This window comes from Heliomicrobium sulfidophilum (genome assembly GCF_057715735.1).
In genome coordinates this window covers 504,980-524,723 of sequence record NZ_JBVTZZ010000004.1, presented here as the reverse complement: position 1 = coordinate 524,723, position 19,744 = coordinate 504,980, and the positions used below count along the sequence as shown (strand labels likewise).

The 19,744-nt window shown below is 55.7% G+C and carries 21 protein-coding genes; 17 read left to right on the top strand and 4 right to left on the bottom strand.

The genetic code is table 11. The features are described from left to right. Positions 1–16 precede the first annotated feature (16 nt). From glyS to AC0CW1_RS04195, 7 genes are all read left to right on the top strand, one after another. Positions 17–2,092, top strand: a complete 2,076-nt coding sequence (gene glyS, locus AC0CW1_RS04225) for a glycine--tRNA ligase subunit beta (RefSeq protein WP_488181812.1) — start codon at positions 17–19, stop codon at positions 2,090–2,092. Between the two features lie 240 nt (positions 2,093–2,332). Further along, positions 2,333–2,974: a transcriptional regulator CcpN gene (ccpN, locus tag AC0CW1_RS04220; RefSeq protein WP_488182113.1), complete on the top strand. Its 642-nt coding sequence runs from the start codon at positions 2,333–2,335 to the stop codon at positions 2,972–2,974. 47 nt (positions 2,975–3,021) lie between these two features. Beyond that, positions 3,022–3,852 (top strand): pyruvate, water dikinase regulatory protein, encoded by an 831-nt coding sequence (locus tag AC0CW1_RS04215; protein WP_488182112.1) that lies wholly within the window; start codon positions 3,022–3,024, stop codon positions 3,850–3,852. Further along, positions 3,845–6,529 (top strand): pyruvate, phosphate dikinase, encoded by a 2,685-nt coding sequence (gene ppdK, locus AC0CW1_RS04210; RefSeq protein WP_488181811.1) that lies wholly within the window; start codon positions 3,845–3,847, stop codon positions 6,527–6,529. The genes AC0CW1_RS04215 and ppdK overlap by 8 nt, the downstream gene beginning before the upstream one ends. Before the next feature lie 465 nt (positions 6,530–6,994). Then, positions 6,995–7,780, top strand: a complete 786-nt coding sequence (locus tag AC0CW1_RS04205; RefSeq protein WP_488181810.1) for a CheR family methyltransferase — start codon at positions 6,995–6,997, stop codon at positions 7,778–7,780. A gap of 17 nt (positions 7,781–7,797) precedes the next feature. Further along, entirely contained in the window at positions 7,798–8,022 is a 225-nt protein-coding gene (locus AC0CW1_RS04200) for a hypothetical protein (RefSeq protein ID WP_488181809.1), read from the top strand. Positions 8,023–8,129: 107 nt separating this feature from the next. Further along, entirely contained in the window at positions 8,130–8,735 is a 606-nt protein-coding gene (locus AC0CW1_RS04195; protein WP_488181808.1) for a gamma carbonic anhydrase family protein, read from the top strand. On the opposite strand, the gene AC0CW1_RS04190 is transcribed toward AC0CW1_RS04195, so the two are convergent. Beyond that, a complete protein-coding gene (locus tag AC0CW1_RS04190) occupies positions 8,732–9,244 on the bottom strand; it encodes a 3D domain-containing protein (protein WP_488181807.1) in 513 nt (170 codons plus the stop codon). The genes AC0CW1_RS04195 and AC0CW1_RS04190 overlap by 4 nt on opposite strands. A gap of 220 nt (positions 9,245–9,464) precedes the next feature. Between AC0CW1_RS04190 and AC0CW1_RS04185 the strand changes: the two genes are divergently transcribed. The 3 genes from AC0CW1_RS04185 to AC0CW1_RS04175 all read left to right on the top strand — a co-directional run bounded on the left by AC0CW1_RS04185 (position 9,465) and on the right by AC0CW1_RS04175 (position 12,528). Continuing rightward, positions 9,465–9,704, top strand: coding sequence for a type II toxin-antitoxin system HicA family toxin (locus tag AC0CW1_RS04185; RefSeq protein ID WP_488182111.1), 240 nt, complete (start codon positions 9,465–9,467; stop codon positions 9,702–9,704). A gap of 126 nt (positions 9,705–9,830) precedes the next feature. Then, positions 9,831–12,026, top strand: coding sequence for a cell division protein FtsA (locus tag AC0CW1_RS04180; protein WP_488181806.1), 2,196 nt, complete (start codon positions 9,831–9,833; stop codon positions 12,024–12,026). A gap of 85 nt (positions 12,027–12,111) precedes the next feature. Continuing rightward, complete coding sequence (locus AC0CW1_RS04175) at positions 12,112–12,528, top strand: hypothetical protein (RefSeq protein WP_488181805.1); 417 nt, start codon at positions 12,112–12,114, stop codon at positions 12,526–12,528. A 27-nt stretch (positions 12,529–12,555) separates the two neighbouring features. Here the strand turns inward: AC0CW1_RS04175 and AC0CW1_RS04170 are convergent, their stop codons facing one another. Continuing rightward, on the bottom strand, positions 12,556–13,530 hold the full coding sequence (locus AC0CW1_RS04170; RefSeq protein WP_488181804.1) for a 2-hydroxyacid dehydrogenase family protein: 975 nt from the start codon (positions 13,528–13,530) through the stop codon (positions 12,556–12,558). Between the two features lie 327 nt (positions 13,531–13,857). On the opposite strand from AC0CW1_RS04170, the gene dut reads away from it, so the two are divergent. Next, the gene (dut, locus tag AC0CW1_RS04165; protein WP_488181803.1) at positions 13,858–14,349 is read left to right on the top strand and encodes a dUTP diphosphatase; all 492 of its coding nucleotides are present in this window, start codon (positions 13,858–13,860) and stop codon (positions 14,347–14,349) included. On the opposite strand, the gene AC0CW1_RS04160 is transcribed toward dut, so the two are convergent. Then, positions 14,346–14,576, bottom strand: a complete 231-nt coding sequence (locus tag AC0CW1_RS04160; RefSeq protein ID WP_488181802.1) for a hypothetical protein — start codon at positions 14,574–14,576, stop codon at positions 14,346–14,348. The two genes, dut and AC0CW1_RS04160, sit on opposite strands and share 4 nt — an antisense overlap. Before the next feature lie 271 nt (positions 14,577–14,847). On the opposite strand from AC0CW1_RS04160, the gene AC0CW1_RS04155 reads away from it, so the two are divergent. The 6 genes from AC0CW1_RS04155 to AC0CW1_RS04130 all read left to right on the top strand — a co-directional run bounded on the left by AC0CW1_RS04155 (position 14,848) and on the right by AC0CW1_RS04130 (position 18,153). After that, the gene (locus tag AC0CW1_RS04155; protein WP_488181801.1) at positions 14,848–15,111 is read left to right on the top strand and encodes a septation protein SpoVG family protein; all 264 of its coding nucleotides are present in this window, start codon (positions 14,848–14,850) and stop codon (positions 15,109–15,111) included. 56 nt (positions 15,112–15,167) lie between these two features. Further along, a complete protein-coding gene (locus tag AC0CW1_RS04150) occupies positions 15,168–15,419 on the top strand; it encodes a SpoVG family protein (protein WP_488181800.1) in 252 nt (83 codons plus the stop codon). Positions 15,420–15,575: 156 nt separating this feature from the next. After that, positions 15,576–15,854 carry a septation regulator SpoVG gene (spoVG, locus tag AC0CW1_RS04145; RefSeq protein ID WP_488181799.1) on the top strand — a complete coding sequence of 93 codons (279 nt, stop codon included), beginning with the start codon at positions 15,576–15,578 and terminating at the stop codon, positions 15,852–15,854. 210 nt (positions 15,855–16,064) lie between these two features. Beyond that, positions 16,065–16,316: a hypothetical protein gene (locus tag AC0CW1_RS04140; protein WP_488181798.1), complete on the top strand. Its 252-nt coding sequence runs from the start codon at positions 16,065–16,067 to the stop codon at positions 16,314–16,316. Between the two features lie 783 nt (positions 16,317–17,099). After that, the gene (locus tag AC0CW1_RS04135; protein ID WP_488181797.1) at positions 17,100–17,645 is read left to right on the top strand and encodes a cupin domain-containing protein; all 546 of its coding nucleotides are present in this window, start codon (positions 17,100–17,102) and stop codon (positions 17,643–17,645) included. A gap of 157 nt (positions 17,646–17,802) precedes the next feature. After that, complete coding sequence (locus AC0CW1_RS04130; protein ID WP_488182110.1) at positions 17,803–18,153, top strand: AAA family ATPase; 351 nt, start codon at positions 17,803–17,805, stop codon at positions 18,151–18,153. Positions 18,154–18,880: 727 nt separating this feature from the next. Here AC0CW1_RS04130 and AC0CW1_RS04125 read toward each other — a convergent pair. Next, positions 18,881–19,330 (bottom strand): GNAT family N-acetyltransferase, encoded by a 450-nt coding sequence (locus AC0CW1_RS04125; RefSeq protein ID WP_488182109.1) that lies wholly within the window; start codon positions 19,328–19,330, stop codon positions 18,881–18,883. Positions 19,331–19,744 lie beyond the last annotated feature (414 nt).

Below are 19,744 nucleotides of genomic sequence, written 5' to 3'. Positions count from 1 at the left end.
TAGAGGAGGTTGACGCGTGGATACTCGCGATCTGTTGTTAGAAATCGGAACAGAAGAAATCCCGGCCAAATTCATGCCCCCCGCGCTGGCTCAACTGCGGGAATTGGCTGAAAAGGGCCTTCAGGAGGCGCGACTGGCCTTCGGCGCCGTCGAAACGTACGGCTCGCCGCGGCGACTTACCCTCTATGTAAAAGAGGTGGCGCTGCAGCAGCAAGACCTGCGGCTTGAGGTAAAAGGCCCGGCCGTCAAAGCCGGCTTTGACAAGGAGGGCAACCCGACAAAGGCTGCCCAGGGTTTTGCCCGCTCCCAGGGCGTTGACGTGTCCGCCCTGGTCACCCGCGATCTGGCCGGAGTGCCCTACCTGTATGCCCTCCGTACCGAAAGCGGCTGCCCCGCCCGGGAGGTATTGCCGAAACTGTTGAAAAGCTGGATCGCCGGACTATCCTTCCCGAAACCGATGCGCTGGGGCTGGGGAGAGACGCGCTTTGCCCGGCCCATCCGCTGGCTCGTCGCCCTCTACGGCGAAGAGATCATCCCCCTCGAAATTGAAGGGGTCCAGTCAGGCCGGACGACCTACGGCCACCGTTTTCTCGGCGGCGGTCCCATCGAACTGAACCAACCGGCGAGGTACCTGGAAAGCCTGGAAAACGCCTATGTCATCGCCGATCCGCAAAAACGCAAATCCCTGATTTGGCAGCAGATCACCGATCTGGCCGCAAAGGAAGGCGGTCAGGTTGCCGAAGACGAGGGTTTGCTTGACGAGATCACCTACCTGGTTGAGTACCCTACAGCCCTTTGCGGACAGGTGGACGCCGATTACATGCAACTGCCCGAGGCGGTGCTGATCACGCCCATGAAGGAGCATCAGCGCTACTTCCCCGTCAAAAATCCCTCTGGCGGCCTGCTGCCCAAGTTCATCACCGTCCGCAACGGCACCGCCGATCACCTCTCCATCGTCCAGGCCGGCAACGAAAAGGTGCTGCGGGCACGCCTCGCCGACGCCGCCTTCTTTTACGCGGAAGACCAGAAGACGCCCTTGGTTGATCAGAAGGAAAAACTGAAGAAGATCGTCTTTCAGGAGAGCCTGGGCACCGTCTTCGAACGGGTGGAGCGGGAACAGGCGCTCACCGCCTTCCTGGCGGACAGCCTGAACGTCTCCGGTGCGGTGCGGGAGCGTGCCTTGCGGGCTGCCGAACTGGCCAAAGCCGACCTGGTCACCCACATGGTTTACGAATTCCCGGAACTGCAAGGGACCATGGGCGAACGGTACGCCAACTTATCCGGTGAAGCGTCCGAGGTGGCCCAGGCAATCCGCGAGCACTACCAGCCCCGCTTCTCCGGCGATGATGTACCCAGCGCAATGGAGGGGACCCTCGTCGCCCTGGCTGACAAAATGGATGCCATCGTCGGCTGCTTCTCCATCGGCATCATCCCCACCGGCTCCCAGGATCCCTATGCGCTGCGCCGGCAAGCCCAGGGCGTCTGCCAGATCATCATGCGCGGTGACCTGCCCCTGTCCCTGCCCGCCGTGATCGAGAAGGCCTACAGCCTCTATGCTGCGGCAGGCCGACCGACGCGCAGCCTCGAACAGGCGCAGCAGGATCTGATGGAGTTTTTCCGCCAGCGTCTGCGCTTCCTCCTCGGGGAAGAGGGCATCCGTTACGACACCATCGACGCCGTGCTGGCCGAAGGCTTCGATCAACCGGCCGAGGTCTTAAAACGGGCCAAAGCCTTGACATCCTTCCGCCGTGCCGACGCATTCTCGGCGTTGATCACCGCTTACACCCGGGCAGCCAACCTGGCCAAAAAGGGCAGCGCCGGCGCCGTAGAGCCCGCTCACTTTGAAGAGGCGACAGAAGGGGAACTCTATCAGGCCCTGCAAGCCGCTGAAGCTCGGGTCCGGCAGGCCGGCGGCGACTACGGCGCCGTCCTGGAGGCTGTGGCCGCCCTGCGACCGGCTGTGGATGCCTTTTTCGACGCCGTCATGGTTATGGCCGACCAGCCGGCCATCCGGGAAAACCGCCTCGCTCTCCTCAACGGTGTCATCAGGTTGACTCGAGGAGTGGCCGATCTGAGTAAACTTGTCGATTGACTCACTCAAACAAGAGGGGAGCAAGGAAAGGCTGCTGACTAGGTCAGCAGCTTTTTTTTAGGGTTAGGGCATGCCCGGCCAGGCGCGCACTTTGCCAAATGTATGCGCATAGTACAAAAAAATCTGTCATTTAAGCAGGAAAACTAGAGGTCGATATAGTATATATCATTTTGGTTATCAAACAATATAGTATGACATAATTCTAAGCAGTGGGTGAGGACGGCAAGGTGGTGACGATGTATCGAACTCTCTGAACGCCAGGTCAAAATCGTGCAGATCGTCAAGGAGAAAGGGCCGATCACCGGCGAACAGATCGCCGACCTGTTGGAACTGACCCGCGCGACCTTGCGACCTGATCTCGCAATCCTGACCATGTCGGGAATCCTGGAAGCCCGTCCCCGGGTAGGCTATTATTACAACGGTCGATCTGGAAACACCCTCGTGGCCCGCGCCATCAGCAAGCTCCGCGTCAAGGACATCAAATCCCTGCCGGTGGTGGCGCGCGAAACGGCCAGCGTTTATGACGCTGTTGTCACCATGTTCACCGAGGATGTGGGGACCCTCTCTGTCGTCGATGCTGAAGGCTATCTTACCGGTGTCGTCTCCCGCAAAGACCTCCTCAAGATCGCCATCAGCGGCGGTGATGTGCACAAGATGCCTATCGGGATGGTGATGACCCGCATGCCGAACATCATCACCGTCACACCTGATGACACCGTCTACCTTGCGGCCAAACGGCTGATTTCCCATCAGATCGACGCACTGCCTGTTGTTCGCACCTTTGTCCACTCCAACGGTCAGGAACGGCTTGAAGTGGTGGGACGGCTGACCAAAACGAACATCACCCGCTTCTTTGTAGAACTCGGCAACGACGAATTGTAAACCGGAGCCGATGATCATCCGCTTCGGGTACCAAGGAGGGGAAGCATATCGCTAACGCGGATGGTGGAAAACCAGTCATCTACGTAGTCTCTGATTCCATCGGTGAAACGGCTGAATTTGTCGTTCGCGCCGCCGCCAGCCAGTTTGACGGACAGGGGTTTGAGATCAAGCGAGTGCCCTACGTGCTGGAACAGAGCCATATCGAGGAGATTATCGAAGAAGCGTCGAAGCATCGCAGCATCATCGCCTATACGCTCGTCATTGACGAGCAACGGGAGACATTGTTGCGCATGGCTCAGGAGCGCCAGATCCCCACGATTGATGTGCTCGGGCCCACGATCGATCGGCTCCAGAAACTGACCAACCTGAAACCGGCCCAAAAACCAGGGCTGCTGCATCAACTGGATGAACAGTACTTCCGCAAGGTCGAGGCCATTGAATTTGCCGTCAAATACGATGATGGCAAGGATCCTCGCGGGATCCTGCACGCCGATGTGATCCTGATCGGCGTGTCGCGTACATCCAAGACGCCTGTCTGCATGTATCTGGCTCATAAACGGATCAAAGCGGCGAACGTCCCCCTCGTTCCTGAGGTGGCGCCGCCGGAGGAACTCTTTCAACTGCCGAGACGCAAGGTGGTGGGCCTGACGATCTCTCCGCAACTGCTCAACGGCATCCGGACGGAGCGTTTGCGCGCCCTCGGCCTGGCCGGCAACGCCGACTACGCCAGCCACCAGCGGATCCTGCAGGAACTGGACTACGCCGACAGCATCATGAAACGCGTCGGCTGTCCTGTCATCAATGTCACCAACAAAGCGGTAGAGGAGACTGCCGCTCGTGTGTTGGAATATTATTACCGGGGGGAACGGAATGTCTAAAAAATGGGTCTACCTCTTTGAGGAAGGTAAAGCGGAAATGAAATCCCTGCTGGGTGGAAAAGGCGCCAACCTGGCCGAGATGACCAACATCGGCCTGCCTGTTCCGCCGGGCCTCACCATCACCACCGAGGCCTGCAACGCCTACTACGACGCCGGCAAAGACTTCCCCGAAGGGTTGATGGCTCAGGTCAAATCCGCTTTGGCCGAGGTAGAAGGAAAACTAGGCAAGAAGTTCGGCGACGCCCAAAACCCCTTGCTCGTCTCTGTCCGCTCGGGTGCCGTTTTCTCTATGCCTGGCATGATGGACACCATCTTGAACCTGGGCCTTAACGATGAGACCGTCAAAGGCCTGGCCCAGGCGACCCAGAACGAGCGTTTCGCTCTCGACTGCTACCGCCGCTTCATCCAGATGTACTCTGATGTCGTCCTCGGCGCCTCTCACGCCGATTTTGAACATATCCTCGAAGACTACCGGGAACGGCAGGGCGTGCGTTTCGACAACGAACTGACGGTCGAAAGCCTCAGCGCCCTGATCAATGACTACAAGACCATGGTTCGGCGCACCACCGGCCAGATCTTCCCGCAGGATCCCATGGCCCAATTGGAAGGTGCCGTCCGCGCCGTCTTCTCCTCTTGGAACAATGACCGCGCCCGCGTCTACCGCCAAATCAACCGAATTGCCGACAATCTTGGCACAGCCGTCAACGTCCAGGCCATGGTCTTCGGCAACATGGGCAATGACTGTGGCACCGGTGTGGCCTTCACCCGCAACCCCTCGACAGGGGAAAAGACCCTCTACGGCGAGTACCTGATCAATGCCCAGGGCGAAGATGTCGTTGCCGGCATCCGCACGCCGCTACATATCTCGCGCATGCAAGAAGAATTGCCCGTCTGTTTTGAACAGTTTGTCGAGATCTGCGGGATCCTGGAGCGGCACTACCGCAACATGCAAGACATTGAGTTCACTATCGAGCGGGGCAAGCTTTGGATGCTGCAGACACGCAACGGCAAGCGCACCGCCGCCGCCGCCGTGAAGATCGCTGTTGACATGGTCCAGGAAGGCCTGATCAGCAAGGAAGAAGCCATCCTGCGCGTCGAACCGGAACACCTGGACCAGTTGCTGCATCGCCGCATCGATCCGTCGGCCAAACTGACCGTCATCGCCACCGGCCTGCCGGCCTCGCCTGGCGCCGCTTCGGGCAAGGTCGTCTTTGACGCAGACGAGGCGGAAGCCCTCGGCAAAGCAGGCGAAAAGGTGATCCTTGTCCGCATGGAGACGACGCCCGATGACATCCACGGCATCGTTCAGGCCCAGGGGATCCTGACCAGCCGCGGCGGGATGACCTCCCATGCCGCCGTCGTCGCCCGCCAGATGGGCAAACCCTGTGTCTGCGGCTGTGAAGCCCTGCGCATCGACTACAACCGTGGCGATTTCGTCGTCGCCACCGCCTCTGGCGGGATCAAGACCTACCATAAGGGCGACGTCATCTCCATCGACGGCGCTACCGGCCGCGTCATCGAAGGGGTCGTGCCTATGCTCGAACCGGAACTGACGAAAGAGTTCCGCGTCCTCCTCGACTGGGCCGACGAGATTCGCACTCTCGGCGTACGCGCCAACGCCGACAAGCCCGAGGAAGCGGAGATGGCTCGCAACTTCGGCGCTGCCGGCATCGGCCTCACCCGGACGGAGCACATGTTCATGGCCCAGGAGCGGCTGCCCATCGTGCAGGAGATGATCCTGGCCCAGTCGCTGGAAGAGCGTGAAGCGGCGCTGGCGAAACTGTTACCGATGCAACAGGGCGATTTCTACGGCATCCTCAAGGCGATGGCCGGCTTCCCCGTCTGCATCCGCCTGCTCGACCCGCCTCTCCATGAGTTCCTGCCGAACCTGGAAGACCTACTCGTCGAAACGACGCGCCTGCGCTGCGCCATCGAGACGGCCGCTGGCGACCGCAAAGAATCCTTGCTCGAAGAGTTGGACGCAAAAGAAGTCTTGATGAAGAAAGTCCGCGCCCTCCACGAGTTCAACCCCATGCTCGGCCATCGCGGCTGCCGCTTGGGGATCACCTACCCCGAGATCTATGCCATGCAGGCGCGGGCCATCTTCCAGGCGGTGGTCCAACTGGTCAAGGAAGGCTTTGACGTGGAGCCCGAGGTCGAGATCCCCCTGGTGGCTGAGGTCAAAGAACTGGCCTACCTGCGCAAGGTTGTCGAAGAGACGGCGGAAGCCGTCATGGCCGAAACAGGGACCCAATTCCACTACAGCGTCGGCACCATGATAGAGGTGCCCCGGGCGGCTTTGACAGCCGACCAGGTGGCCAAGGAAGCCCAGTTCTTCTCCTTTGGCACCAACGACCTGACTCAGACCACCTTCGGCTTCTCCCGCGATGACGCTGAGTCGAAGTTCCTCGGCATCTATACGGATCGGAAGCTGTTAGCCGACAACCCCTTCGTCGTCCTCGACCGGGAAGGCGTCGGCAGCTTGATGAAGATCGCCGTGGAAAAAGGCCGCTCCACTCGTCCCGACCTGCTTGTCGGCATCTGTGGCGAACATGGCGGTGAACCTTCGTCCATCGAGTTCTGCCACCTCAGCGGCCTCAACTTCGTCTCCTGCTCGCCCTACCGGGTGCCCATCGCGCGCCTGGCGGCGGCTCAGGCGGCTGTCCGGAACGCTTAAGTCAGGAGTTTAGCGAAGCCCCCCTGCAAGCACACTTTCGTGAACCATAGTTTTTTCGTTAAGAAGGCCTTTCTCCGGGCATACTAAGCCCATGATCGAAGTATATGAAGATGACCTCTTTCAAGCTGAACTGCCTGGGGAACGTATTCCCACGGCCAGCGGGGCAGAAGACCGGGGAAAACAACAAAAGAAGAGTCATAAAACGTCGGCACTCCTGCATAAACTATAATGGATGATCTTTCCAACGCAGGTGCGGCAGCGGAGCCACTGCGTCCTTTCCTTGGCAAGCGCCAAGGATTTTTTTTATTCTCTAGAAGGAAAATTTTGTATTTAGCTTAAAAATCAAACAGCACTAATTGCGGCGTTGGGATCTTGCCCCTTTATCGATAACAAAGCAGGAATCTTCCCGCCAGTTCACGAAATGATAAGACGGTTTGCATGATACTCTGATAAGGAGGCAAATCCGTGACCGTCGTTGGAGATGAATACGAAATTTTTATTAAGAAGGTACATGCCAAAAGCGGATTGGACCTGTCGAATTACAAGCGCCCGCAGATGGAACGTCGAATCCGGACATTGGCGCGGTCGCAAGGCGCCAATGATCTGCTCAGTTATTTCAGCCTGATCGACCGGGATGCCGAGCAGTATCGCAAGTTTATCGATCACCTGACGATCAACGTTTCGGAATTTTTACGCAACCCTGGCCAGTGGGAGATTCTGACCACGAAAATCCTGCCCATGCTGATGAAGGAGAACCCTGTCCTGAAGGTGTGGTCGGCCGGCTGTTCCACCGGTGAAGAGCCCTACAGCCTGGCCATGACCCTGTTGGAATCTCGTTGCGACATGCGCAACAAGGTGCTGGCCAGCGACCTCGACACCGAGGTGCTTCGCAAGGCCCAGATCGGCATCTACACCGACAAATCGCTAGCCAACGTCCCGCCGCAGCTCGTCTCGAAGTACTTTGAACCTCAGGGGAGCGGTTTCCATAGGGTGAAAGATGACTTGAAACGACACATCCGGTTCCAGCAGCACAACCTGCTGAAGGATAACTTCGAATCCGGCTTCGACCTCATCCTCTGCCGCAATGTGGTCATCTACTTCACGGAAGAAACGAAGAGCCTCCTCTACAAGCGCTTTTACAATGCCCTGCGCAAGGGCGGAATCCTGTTCACCGGATCGACAGAACAGATCTTTCAGGCGCGGGAATTGGGCTTTGGGACGGCGGCCACCTTCTTTTACCAGAAACTGTAGCAAGGAGGGCAGAAAACTTGGACAGTAGCATATTCGAAACCCTATGGTTGGCCATCGCTATCGTCGGCGTCTACTTCGGCTTCGGTTATGGCTTCTGGTACTGGATGCGGGCCGACAAAACGGTCGACCGCCAGTGGAAAGAAGCGAAACAGCATTATAAAGGACTTTTTTATCTAGGTTGGCCCCTCGTGTTGATCGGCGTTCTCTTCGCCGGCGCCAAATCGAAGGTCGCCAACAAGTAACCCCTATCTGAACAAGTAAAGGAAAAGCCCCATCGTCCACGGTCCAAGGGGCCGTCTGGGCGGTGGGGCTTTGTCAAAAAACCGGTATAATCAGGGAACTGCCGGGAATGATCCAATCACAGACCTTTTTGGAAAAGGAGTCGAAGCAGATGCCCATCTTTCGACTAGGCTCACTGACCCCGCAGATCGATCCGGACAGCTTCATCGCCCCGAGCGCTATCGTGGGCGGCGATGTGATCGTCAAAAAAGGCGCCAGCCTCTGGTTTCATGTGGTCGCACGCGGCGATGTAGGCCAGCCGATCATCGTTGGCGAGAACGCCAACATCCAGGATAACACGGTCCTCCACACTGACGCCTTCCATCCCACGGAGATTGGCGACTGGGTCACTGTCGGTCACGGCGCCATCATTCACAGCGCTCGCATCGGCGACTACTGCCTCATCGGCATGGGGGCTGTCCTCCTCGACGGAGCGGTCATCGGCGAACACTCCGTTGTCGGCGCCCATGCCCTCGTGCCGCCGGGCAAGGAGTTCCCTCCCTACAGCCTGATCGTCGGCAGTCCGGCCAAAGTGGCGCGGACATTGACCCCGGAGGAAGCGGAACGGTTCAAGGGCAACGCCCGCCGCTATGTGACCCTCTGGAAGGAACAGTACAGCCAGGGATTCCACTGGATCACACCACCCGGAAGCCTCTTCCCGCAACAAGGCGACTAACGCTGACTGCGCGCCGGCGCCCACACCATCGTCCCGTTGGCCGCCCCAGGTAACTTGACGTCGGGGCCGGCCAGGAGAAAGACACGCAAGGGGCGTCTGCCAAAACTGACGGCAGACTCATGATCGGGCAAGAAGAAGTCCATCCGCCGTCCGCGGATTTTACCGCCGATATCCTGAGCCTCAAAGACGCGTCCAAAGCCAGGCACGTAGATCTTCGTTCCCAGGGGGATCACATCGGGATCGACGGCCACCGTGTACCAGGGGATCGCCTTTTGTCCCGTCTTGGTGATGCCGTCGCTCTTGCCGCAACATTCGATACAGGCGTCATAGGCGGAGGCGTCCACCTCCATAGGGGCGGACAAACGGTATCCGTTCATGGCCAATTGGGCCATCGTATGCAAGGGCACCTCGTCGACGGAGAGGATTTCAGGCTCTCCCGGTCCTGGCGCGGCATGAACCGCCATAGGGTGAACGACAATCGCCACAGCCAGCAGGGAGATTAGGAACAAGCGGGTACAAATGATACATCATCTCCTGCAGTTTTGGTATAGCGGATAGATTCAGCAAGCTGCATTCATTAGGGTATCACCGCCGCGTTCTTTTATGCGCAAATCCGGGATCAGGGAAAAATGCGGAAAAGAGGAACCGCTAAAAAGGGCTCGAATGGTTACAATAGGATTGAATCCTGTCGCGCCTCCAGAGGAAACTGGAGGTGACGCTGTTTTGGGGATGTCCGGCCGCTTACCTACGGTGTCCGGCCTCGATGTGGCCAAGGTTCTTTCCCGGGACGGTTTCACGCCGATCCGGCAAAAGGGCAGCCATCTCCGCCTTGTGAAGGCAGGAGCAGGAGAACTTTTCGCCGTCACCGTCCCGGGAAACCAAAAAGACCTGAAAAAAGGCACCCTAATGGGCATCTTGCAACAAGCCGGCCTCAGCAAAGATGAGTTTCTGGAGCTTCTCTCGGCTTGACGGCCCCTGATTGACGCCGCAGTCAGGGAAGTGGGAGGCGCGGCAGGTTCTTTTTGGACAGCAGGAAAAACATGCCGCCGGGTCGAAAGAGGTCCTGCGGCATTTTCGCATGCAGGAGGACTGGACATGCCGGATCGCGATCAGTATATCTTCGCCCTCGACATCGGCACCCGGAGTGTCGTCGGGATCATCGCCCGCGAGGCGGAAGAAGGATTGGAAATCATACATACCGCCATGGAAGAACACCGCCAGCGGGCCATGCTGGACGGTCAGATCCATGATGTCGTTCAGGTGACCCAGGTGGTCCGCCGGATCAAAGAGCGCCTTGAATCGCGACTGGAGAAGCCCCTAAAGGAGGTGGCCGTCGCTGCCGCCGGACGGGCGCTGAAGACTTCGCGGGGACGGGCCGGGCGCAAGTCGCCCTCCTTGCAGGAATACACGCCGGAAGACGTCCTCGGACTGGAACTGGCGGCGCTTCAGCAGGCTCAAAAGGAGCTGAAGATCTCCGGCGGCGACGCTGTCCGCGACTACCACTGTGTCGGCTACAGCGTCGTCAACTACTACCTGGAGGCTCAACCCATCGGCAACCTGGTGGGCCAGCGGGGGCTCGAGGCGGAGATCGAGGTCATCGGCACTTTCCTGCCCCGGGTTGTCGTCGATTCCATGTTTTCGGTGCTCCAGCGATCAGGCCTGGAGATGAAAAGCCTCACCCTGGAGCCGATTGCCGCCATCAATGTGGTCATCCCGCCGAACATGCGTCAACTGAACCTGACCCTCGTCGATATTGGCGCCGGCACCTCGGACATCGCCATCACCTCGGGGGGCACCGTCATCGCCTATGATATGGTGCCTGTCGCCGGTGATGAGATTACGGAACAGATCTGCCAGAAATACCTGCTCGAGTTCGGAGAAGGGGAGCGAATCAAGCGGGAGTTGCAATCCCTCACGCAGAGCGCGCCCGGCCGGGAGACGACCGAATTGGAGGGAAAGCAGGTCTGCGCCTGCGACGTTCTCGGCTTTGAGCAGGAATTGGATGTCCGCGATGTTCTGGCCACACTGGAACCGACGGCGGAACACCTGGCCTGCCAGATCGCCGACAAGATCGTCACCCTCAACGGTAAGTCGCCGCAGGCGGTCATCCTCGTCGGCGGCGGTTCGCTGACGCCGTTGTTGCCGGCCCATCTGGCCCAAGCCCTCGGCCTGCCGCGCGAACGGGTTGGCGTCCGGGGGCGGGAGAGCCTCCGCGATCTGACGGGCAACCTGGAGAGCATGAAAGGCCCCGAATTCGTCACCCCTGTCGGGATCGCCGTCACCTCCATCAAACATCAGACCCTCGGTTTTTATGAGGTCACCGTCAACGACCAGCCGGTGCGCCTTTTCAACATGCAGCTTGGCACCGTTGGCGACGCTCTCCTGGCGGCTGGCGTCAGCCTCCGGCACATCCACGGCCTGCCCGGCCTCGCCATGACGGTGGAGGTGAACGGCCAGGTGAAAATCCTGCGAGGAACCCTTGGCGAACCGGCCCGGATCACCGTCAACGGCGAACCGGCTAAGATCGACCGCTTCGTCCGGGCCGGCGATCAGATCCGCTTCGAAGCAGCCTGCAAGGGCGCTGACGGCGCCGGCAAGATCGGTGACGTGGCGCCTCGCCTGGCTTCTCTCGATGTGGTGATCAATGGCCAGCCGGTTCATATCGACCCACAGATCACCTTGAACGGAAAAAAAGTGACCCTCGATACACCGCTGGAAGACGGGGCGCGGGTTCGCTACGTCCCTCTGGATACGCTAGCCCAGGTGCTGGACGCGGTCGGCGATCTGGAAGCGCTGCGCACAGCCCATTCCGTCCGTTATGTCCTCAATGGGTTCGAAAAGATCGTACCCGTCTCCCAGCCGGAAGCGCGGATCAACGACCAGCTTGCCAGCCTCGACAACCCTGTCAAATCGGGCGATCGCATCGATATCCGTCCATCCCGGGTGACCGGACTCAAGCTGAGGGAAATCGTCGACATAAAGCAGTGGGAAGGTCAATCGATCCGGGTGACTGTCAACGACGTCGATTGGTCGATCCCCGGCCAGGCGCCGTCCTTCACCCTCAACAACCAGCCGGCCACAGGAGAGGAACAGGTGAACGACGGAGACAACATCGTTGTCAAAGCCGGCCGGTCCGCCGACCTGATCCTGTCGGAACTGCTCGCCCTGATCGAGTTCGATCCGGCTCCGCCGGAAGGGAAGAGCAAACTGGACATGCGTGTCAACGGGTTTTCCGCCGACTATGCCACAGCGATTTCGGATCGGGCGCGCGTCGAACTGGTCTGGCGGTAAGGAGGATACGGAGCGGTAAACCGTCGGTAAATATTGGCTAAAAACCCCTCCTGCAGGCAAAGCTACCGGCAGGAGGGGTTTTTCTATGCAATCCTTTATTTTACGGCTGTTCGCCGTCATTCTACCGGTCTACCTCTTTCTGGCCGTCCTCTGGCCGGGTGGCCCGGGCCAAGCCTATCTGCTGGCCATGCTGGCCGCCATCCTTGCCTGGCCTTTTCTCCGGCAGGTCTGGCCGCTCTTCCGGCAGCCCGGAGCGTTCGAAGATCAAGTTTCACTGCCGCCGCTCCCTGCCGCAAAGGATGGAAACCTTGAGAGCGACAGCGAGTCTCCCCGCGTAAAGGGGCTGATCATCCGCCTGCTCGTTGTTAGCATCAGCCTGATGCTGCTCGGCTGGTGGTGGAACATGCCCGGTTACTACGGACTGATGGCGGTCTTCAACCTGGTCCTTGCCGGCTTGCTCCTGTCCCGAGCCTACGGCATTGGCCCGTCTCGACGATTCTGAACGCTTTTTTCATGGATGCGGCCAGGATCATCCGTATATCTGCGGGTTTACCGGGTTCAGCGCTTTATCGCCCTTGAGCACAGCGATGATGTTCTTCGCCGCGATTTCCGCCATGGCGTCGCGCGTCTCCACGGTGGCATTCCCCAGGTGGGGACAGAGCACCACATTGTCCAATTCTTCCAGTCCGGGTGTGACCGTCGGTTCAAACTCATAGACGTCAAGGGCTGCGCCGGCAATGGTCTTGTCGCGCAGCGCTTCCAGCAGGGCCGCCTCGTCGATGAGGGGTCCTCGCGCGGCGTTGATCAGGAAGGCCGTCCGCTTCATCATCTGCAATTCCTTGGCGCCAATCATGTGGCGCATGGAGGGGGTGTAGCTGACGTGGAAGGTCAAAAAGTCGGCCTGTTGGATGACAGCTTCCATTGGCAGGTATTCGGCGCTCAATTCCCGTTCTGCCTCGGGGCTAAGGCGATTTCTGTTGTAGTAAATGACTTTCATGTCAAAGCCCTTAGCCCGCTTGGCCACAGCTTTGCCGATATTACCCATGCCAATGATGCCGAGCGTCTTGCCGGTCACTTCCGTGCCCAGGTGATAGAGGGGCGCCCAGCCAGTGAAACGGCCGGCCCGTGTATTTTTGTCGCCTTCCACAATGCGGCGGGCGATGGCCAGGAGCAACCCCCAGGTCAGTTCGGCCGTCGCATTCGTGGAGACGACGGGCGTGTTGGTGACGGGAATCTTGCGGGCCGTAGCGGCGGCCACATCGATATTGTTGAAACCGGCGCCATAGTTGGCGATGACCTTCAGGTTCGGCGCGCCACTAATGATATCGGCATCGATGCTGTCTGACAGGAGGGAGAGCAAAGCATCCTTACCCTTTATCCCCTCAAGGATCTCCTCCTTCGACAAAAGGCGAAGGTCATCATGCATGGTTACGTCAAACTGTTGGGAAAGCATGTCGTAGGCGATGGTGGGGATCTTTCCCGAGATGAACACTGTCGGTTTCATCCGCTTCAGGCACTCCTTTGTCTGTTGAATTTTCATGGCTTGCTTGGCTTAGGCAATTCGTTGTTGTGATGCACATATGATCCTTTAATCACATTCTAGCCCGTGCTATCATAAATGAAAAGTATATTTGAACAAGAGCTCGGCAAAAACTTATACATGCTGAGGATAGAAAGTTGCGATACCGGAGGGGGAGAAGGGCGATCGAGAAGGAAGAATCATGAGACACGTCGAAATCGAATATGCAGTATACATAGTGATGGCACAAGGAAAAGAGAGCCAAATATAAAAGAAAAAATCCTCATTTCTCCGATAGAAAGGGCGTTGTCCGTGAAAGTACAAGTTAAACGACTTCATCCTGAAGCGATTATTCCCCAAAGACAGACGAAACTTGCCAGCGGCTTTGACCTGCATGTGCTGGATGCCGTTCTTCCGGAAAACGCAAGCGATCCCTACTATGACCACTTTGAGGCGATACGCATCTTTCCGGGCGAACGTATCTTGGTCCGGACAGGCATCGCCATCCAGATGGGGGAAGGGATGGAGGCGCAGGTTCGCCCCCGCAGCGGTCTGGCCTTACGGAACGGCATCACCCTGCTCAACAGCCCCGGCACCGTCGACGCCGACTATACCGGCGGTGTTGGCGTCATCTTAATCAATCTTGGCGATAAGCACGTGGATATTCGGAAAAAGGACCGAGTTGCTCAACTGGTCTTTCAACCGGTCTTTCACCAGGTAGAAATGGAAGAATGCGAAATCCTCGATCCAACAGAACGGGGAGAAGGCGGTTTCGGTCATACAGGCGTGAATGCGAGCTCTTAATTAAATCGCTTCACCATCGCAGGTTCTCGCAAGGCTTTTTGCATCGCTTCTATGGAGCAGTTTGCCTTCACCACAATCAACCGGTCATCAGAGAAGAGACCAAAGCGTATGTAATCGTGTCGCGACCTTCTCACTTCCAGTTCTACATACCCAAAATCCAAAACCTTAAATCCGGTGGATTCGCTATAATCACGGACAAGAAGCCAGAACAAATCCCGTGAATCCATGTAGAGCCTCCTTTCATCGCAGGAGTTGCCTGGGTGGGATGACATTACTGGCTTGTCTTGTCACTATTGTAACTTGTCGAGAAAGTCCTTTCCAAGAAAATACTGTTAACGTTGCGTTAACTTTGACCAGTGCCGGTCTGAAGATGAAAAATGGGCGTTTGTATAATATTTGTTTAATGAATAGGAAACGATTATTAAAAGGCATATTGACACCAAATGCAATTGTAATTACAATTTGTTGTACGGGAGAAACGGTGCGAGGGTTAGGGGAATGGAAATTACCGATGTGCAGATCACGCGAGTGCAGTTGGATAAGATCAAAGCGATCGCGTCGATTACACTGGATGATGCATTGATTATCAACGGAATCAAGGTTATCGAAGGACCGGAAGGGCTGGCCGTAGAAATGCCTCGGCGCAAACCCTTTACCGAAGGAATTCGGTATTCGGCCCATCCGACCAACAAAGAAGCCTGGGAGTATGTGACCCAGACGATCATCCATGCTTTTCGAAAAATGGAATATATGGAGGCTTAACGTCCCATCCGTTTGATCTTACTGACACGAAGGATAAAAAGGAAGGGTGTGCGCCGATGAGAATCACAGATGTGCAGAACCGGAAGCTTTTCGATGACAGCGATATGAAAGCCATCGCTTCGATGACGATTGATGATATGTTCGTCATTCATGACATCAAGGTCGTTGAAGGGGAAACGGGGCTTCTTGTCTCGATGCCTTCCATCGCGCAGACGGTTTCAGTTCAGGTTCAGGCAACGATCGCTGAGGCAATTCTTCAGACTTATCAGAGCGCATTGTCTGATGAGGATGTGTCTTTAGAACAGTAAAGAGAACAGCGGGAAGGCTCCGACGACAACTTCCGACATAACAAACAAAATGTATACAAAGATTGTTAAAAACCAGTATAAGCTTGTTGACTCTGCTCACTCTGCTCAAAAATGTTGTAAAATTGTGATTAAATAAAGGCTTTAGGGGGTGCGAGGATGAACATCACGGACGTCAAGATCCGGAAAGTGAATCTGGAAAATACAGTAAAAGCCATCGTCTCTGTCACCATTGGCGACGAATTTGTCATTCACGACATCAAGGTTGTGGAGACACTAAAAGGGATCTTTGTCGCTATGCCGAGCCGTAAAACACCGGACGGCAAATACCGTGATATCGCGCATCCCATTTCCCAGGAAGCTCGATTGATCCTTTCGAAGGTGGTCCTAGAGGCTTTTCAATCGGCTGCAGGCGAAAAAGAGCACATAGCCATGTGATCAGCCTTTTGGAAAAAACCTCTTCGATTCCGTTATAAAGAGTAAAAAACCCAGGCCAACGGGTCTGGGTTTTTATATTGGCACCAAAGGACTGACGCGCAGATCATCATCGGTTTTTTCATGCCGGAAACCGTCGTAGTCGCTACTAAATATGGTTAAAACGGGAATGATATTCTTGGGTACTGTGACAGAAAGTGGTGAACAAGCTTGTTGAACCGTCAACAAGAGATACGGAAAGAACGGGAAGCCGATCAACTGGCGGCATTACAAGGAACACTCGCTGCCTGTGAAAAGACTGCCCGACGAATTCAGGACTTTTTAGATGAGGTCAAAGAGGCCGGCATCAAGCCGCCCGTTGAGGTATACAAGCTTCTGGAAGAAGAAATAGACACCTTAAAAACCCTGGTCAAGGAATTCGAAGGGGATATCGAAAAGATGCAAAACCCCCAACCGCTTCCATGAAAAAACCTCGTCAATTCGACGAGGCGGGCCTGAAGGTAAACTCCCCGATCATGATCACCGAGGACGGCGCGACCAGGGATAATAAGGCGGCTGTGGCCACGGATAAGGCGGACGGGGAGGATAGGGTGGGTAAAAGATCGGTGGACGCGGAAAAATCGGGTACGGTGGGTAATAGGGCGGATAAGGTGGATAGTATGGCGGATAGAAGGGAGGATAGGGTGGGTAATACCAAGTCGGTCGACGAGGCGGTTGGTATTGGCTCATCGCTCATCCTTCCTTTCAGCGAATTACCTTTCTCAACACCAGGCGAAACCGGGTTGTTTGCCTATCCCCGGCAAGATGCGAGAACTCGGTCCCAAGCAGTATATTCCATGCCAGGTAAAGCGGTTACATAGGCCTCTTTGGTTTTTTTATTCGCCGTTCCCGGTGGGCCGTCTTTTTCTCAATCTCGGCAATCAACGCCCAGGGATCGATGCTGCTGACTCGGCTTATGTGAGCTATCAGCAGTCGCTGTAATCAAAAAGCTGGACTATAGATAACATCAGAATGGCATCTCTTTATTTAAGATGGGACGTTTCGGTAGCTTCAAGATATGATCGCTGGAACGACCGGATGTAAAAAAAATCGCCTGGTTTACGCGGTTCTCCCGAGATGATCGGATAGGGGAGGCGACGTAGCCAGGCGGTTTTGTCTGCATCGGATGTAATTTCATGTCATTTCTTCAGATCAAATCACATCACCTCAACATAAATCATATGATCGTAGCATAAGGTTATGAGGGGAATGAATAAGATGTGTTATTATGCTCCGAACGTGTATCAATGCCCTTACTTCACGAACATGCCTATGTACCCCACTTATTTGAACCGGTTTCCCATTCAATATGCTCCTTATGCTGAACAAGCTAACGCGTATGCGCCAATTATTTTAAGGGATTATGGGAAGGAACCTTTCGTTGTAAACATCGAAGAAGCTACAAAGCAAAACAATACTTTCCGCACTGCTTTGTGGACAGGAAGCCATTTACAGCTTACTCTGATGAGTATCAATGTTTGTGAAGACATAGGGTTAGAAATTCATCCCAACCTAGACCAATTCATACGTATTGAAGAAGGTCAAGGACTTGTCCAAATGGGTGACAGAAAAGACAGACTAGATTTTCAAGCCTATGTTCGTGATGATTATGCATTCATCATACCTGCTGGCAAATGGCACAATCTTATTAACACAGGTAATATACCTCTTAAATTGTACTCTATCTACGCGCCTCCTCAACACCCATACGGTACAGTTCATGTAACGAAATCAGATGCACTAGCTGCTGAATAAGCTTTCTCGGTCATCTCATATGTTACCGCCCGCCCAGATTGGCGGAAAAACAGTTTATCCGCGAGAACCCGTCGATACGCATGAACAGGTGTTGGTGGGACATCTCACCGGCATATCCGCTGGCTACGCGTGAGAAGAAATAATAGGGTTGGAACTGATGCGGGGGATCCACCGCTTGCAGATCGTAGTGATTGTCGACGAAGCCCACCTGCTGGATCGGGAGATGCTCGAAGAAGTCCGCTTGCTTCTGAACTTCAAGATGGACGCCCAGAGCCCGATGGCGTTGATTCTCGTTGGGCAGAGCGAGTTGGAAGAAAAGCTGCAACTCCAGGCATATGCGGCAATCCGGCAACAGATCGATCTCCGGTGCCGGTTGATGCACTACGATCGCGCGCAAGTCGAGGAGTATGTATCGGCACCTTGCTTATGCCGGCGCCGTCCCACGATATCTTTTCCGATGGGGCTGTCGATGAGATATATCGCTTCTCCAGCGGTGCCGCCCGCCTGATCAAAGGTCTGCACCCATTGCCTGCTCTATGGCGCACAAAACGGCCGCCGAATCATTGACGATCATATGGTAAAGCTGGTGGTCCAGGGAGAATTGAACTGTTCTCCCTTTTTTCCTGCCCTGGTGTTCTCGCGAACGTGGCCCGAATCGCACACCCCGACGTCAACCGCCTAATGGATCGTCCTCCATAAGACTGGCGTCTGTCAAGGGACGCCGAAGGCGGGGCGCAGCCCCTGCCCTTGAAGGCGCCGGTCTGTATGAGACCCTCCGAAAGGCAGTGACGGCGGGATCGCAGCATCGAGCCGGCATGCGTTGCCCAGGATTACGCTAATGGCACCTCGAAAGACAGATAGGGGAGGCGGCGTGGCCAGGCGATTTTCCTTTGTAGTGGTGGGGGAACTACAGTGGGACTACAGGTGTGACAAATAGTATGAGGGGGCGCAGGTTCAAATCCTGTTGCCTCGACCATTGTGGGGTTTTTCGGGTGTATAGGCAGAGGTTGCGGTGGGGTTTAACCCCTGGCGTGACGCCTACTGGGATTAGGAACAGTTAAAGATTGAGGGAATAGTCAGGATGATTGTTTTGGCTATTATGCGTGGATTATCGGTTTTTTTGTGGTTCAGCAGTGGTGAGAACTGATGCCTAGAGTGACGCCCGTCGGATGCGGCTTGAGGGGGCTCCGCCCTACTCTACTGATTTTGGGATGAGCGTTTTTCTCAATTTATAATTAACAAACACCTGTCCGTATAGGTTCTGCCTGTCCGTTAAAATATTTCTCTTGCTTTTCAACACACTTAAACCCTTGTAACTCGAAGAAATCTTTTGCGGTGATGCTGGCTTCAGTGGTGATTGTGTTTACACCAAGTTTAGCCGCCTCTTTTTCAAAAACCTCTAATAAGGTCGATGCAATACCTATTCCTTGATAATCTTTATGAACGAACAGGGTATGAAGATAGCCTCTTTCTGTTAGGTCACCGAAACCCAATATTTGTTTGTCTCTTTCAACAACGTACGAGATGTTGTCCCTCATGAATCCGGCCCATCGTTTTTCATCGGGTTCTAAAGGTGCCCAGGCGTCCAGTTGGTCAACTGCATAGTCTCGTGCGTTAACAGTATGGACTGTATCATAAAATAGCTGTACGACTTGAGGTAAATCGGAATCTCGGTATCTTCTCACATTCAACGGTATCTCTCCAATTCTTTTTGTTCGGTATTAAAACCTATTATCTCCGTTCGCCGATATATGAAACAATAGAAAAAGGGGCCGCAGGTTCGAAGTAAGCGTCTAAAAGGCCCCACCTTGTTTCCAAGGTTAGTGCGCCCGGCATGGGCGTTGTCTCTAGGGTGAAAGTCCCGAACGCCGAAGGTGGCCGTAGGCGTTAGCTTAAGGCAAGGGTGTCCGCCGTGAGGCGGAATCTGAAGGAAGCCGGCGGCAAACCTCCGGCCCGAGGACCACGAACCCCAGGTGAGGCTAGCGGCAGTTGGACGAGCTTGCTAATCAAAGCGAAGTCCTTGTCACCGAAGGCTGTCGAGAGTAAATGGGGCGGGTAGATGGAGGGAAAGGCAACGTCCTTACCCGGGGAGGCCTGCC

Excerpts from the sequence above, each read along its gene's own strand:
- ppdK (WP_488181811.1), top strand. The coding sequence starts at position 3,845 with ATGTCTAAAAAATGGGTCTACCTCTTTGAGGAAGGTAAAGCGGAAATG.
- AC0CW1_RS04195 (WP_488181808.1), top strand. The coding sequence starts at position 8,130 with ATGATCCAATCACAGACCTTTTTGGAAAAGGAGTCGAAGCAGATGCCC.
- AC0CW1_RS04185 (WP_488182111.1), top strand. The coding sequence starts at position 9,465 with ATGTCCGGCCGCTTACCTACGGTGTCCGGCCTCGATGTGGCCAAGGTT.
- AC0CW1_RS04180 (WP_488181806.1), top strand. The coding sequence starts at position 9,831 with ATGCCGGATCGCGATCAGTATATCTTCGCCCTCGACATCGGCACCCGG.
- AC0CW1_RS04175 (WP_488181805.1), top strand. The coding sequence starts at position 12,112 with ATGCAATCCTTTATTTTACGGCTGTTCGCCGTCATTCTACCGGTCTAC.
- AC0CW1_RS04170 (WP_488181804.1), bottom strand. The coding sequence starts at position 13,530 with ATGAAACCGACAGTGTTCATCTCGGGAAAGATCCCCACCATCGCCTAC.
- AC0CW1_RS04160 (WP_488181802.1), bottom strand. The coding sequence starts at position 14,576 with ATGGATTCACGGGATTTGTTCTGGCTTCTTGTCCGTGATTATAGCGAA.
- AC0CW1_RS04155 (WP_488181801.1), top strand. The coding sequence starts at position 14,848 with ATGGAAATTACCGATGTGCAGATCACGCGAGTGCAGTTGGATAAGATC.
- AC0CW1_RS04150 (WP_488181800.1), top strand. The coding sequence starts at position 15,168 with ATGAGAATCACAGATGTGCAGAACCGGAAGCTTTTCGATGACAGCGAT.
- spoVG (WP_488181799.1), top strand. The coding sequence starts at position 15,576 with ATGAACATCACGGACGTCAAGATCCGGAAAGTGAATCTGGAAAATACA.
- AC0CW1_RS04135 (WP_488181797.1), top strand. The coding sequence starts at position 17,100 with ATGAATAAGATGTGTTATTATGCTCCGAACGTGTATCAATGCCCTTAC.
- AC0CW1_RS04130 (WP_488182110.1), top strand. The coding sequence starts at position 17,803 with ATGCGGGGGATCCACCGCTTGCAGATCGTAGTGATTGTCGACGAAGCC.